Source organism: Lysobacter enzymogenes, assembly GCF_017168095.1.
Lineage (GTDB): Bacteria > Pseudomonadota > Gammaproteobacteria > Xanthomonadales > Xanthomonadaceae > Lysobacter > Lysobacter enzymogenes_D.
Genome location: NZ_LXSD01000410.1, coordinates 6,470 through 7,787, shown reverse-complemented (window position 1 = coordinate 7,787; position 1,318 = coordinate 6,470). Strand labels below are relative to the sequence as shown.

General features: G+C 71.9%; 1 pseudogene. It reads left to right on the top strand.

What is annotated here, in order from left to right:
* A pseudogene (locus A7A76_RS17460) lies at nucleotides 1-1,318 on the top strand (autotransporter-associated beta strand repeat-containing protein); the annotation flags it as partial.

Here is a 1,318-nt window from a genome sequence, read left to right as displayed (position 1 = left end):
GAACTTCGGCGGCACCGGCAGCTTGAGCCTCAACGGCGCCAACACCTTCGGCGGCGGCTTCGGCCTCAGCGGCGGCGGCAGCCTGAATCTCGGCAATGCCGGCGCCTTGGGCACGGGTGCGTTGAACCTGTCGGGCCTGGGCGGCAACCTCAGCGTCAGCGTGCCCGGCCTGAACCTCGGCAACGCGATCAACCTCGGCGGCGGCGCGTCGCTGGGCATCGGCGGCGGCAACGACTTGTCGCTGTCGGGCATCATCGGCGGCACGGGCGGCCTGAATTTCGGCGGCACCGGCACCTTGACGCTCAACGGCGCCAACACCTTCGGCGGCGGCTTCGGCCTCAGCGGCGGCGGCGGCCTGAACCTCGGCAATGCCGGCGCCTTGGGCAGCGGCGCGTTGAACGTCTCGGGCCTCGGCGGAAATCTGAGCGTCGGCTTGCCGGGTCTGAACCTCGGCAATGCGATCAATCTCGGTGCGGGCGCGTCGCTGGGGATCGGCGGCGCCAACAGCCTGTCGTTGTCGGGAATCATCGACGGCGCGGGCGGCCTCAACTTCGGCGGCACCGGCAGCTTGACGCTCAACGGCGCCAACACCTTCGGCGGCGGGCTGGGCCTCAGCGGCGGCGGCAATCTGAACCTCGGCAACGCCAGCGCGCTCGGTACCGGCGCGCTGAACGTGTCGGGCCTGGGCGGCAACCTCAGCGTCGGCTTGCCGGGCTTGAACCTCGGCAACGCGATCAACCTCGGCGCCGGCGCGGCACTCGGCATCGGCGGCGGCAACGACTTGTCGCTGTCGGGGATCATCGGCGGCGCGGGCGGCCTGAACTTCGGAGGCACCGGCACGCTGAGCCTCAACGGCGCCAACACCTTCGGCGGCGGTCTCGGCCTCAGCGGCGGCGGCAGCCTGAACCTCGGCAATGCCGGCGCCCTGGGCACCGGCGCGTTGAACCTGTCGGGCCTGGGCGGCAACCTCAGCGTCAGCGTGCCCGGGCTGAACCTGGGCAACGCGATCAACCTCGGCGGCGGCGCGTCGCTCGGCATAGGCGGCGGCAACGACCTGTCGCTGTCGGGGATCATCGGCGGCACGGGCGGCCTGAACCTCGGCGGCACCGGCACGGTGAGCCTCAACGGCGCCAACACCTTCGGCGGCGGCGTCGCGCTCAACGGCGGCGGCGGCTTGAATCTCGGCAATGCCGGCGCGCTCGGCACCGGCGCGTTGAACGTGTCGGGCCTGGGCGGCAATTTGAGTGTCGGCTTGCCCGGCCTGAACCTCGGCAACGCGATCAACCTCGGCGCCGGCGCATCGCTCGGCATCGGCGGC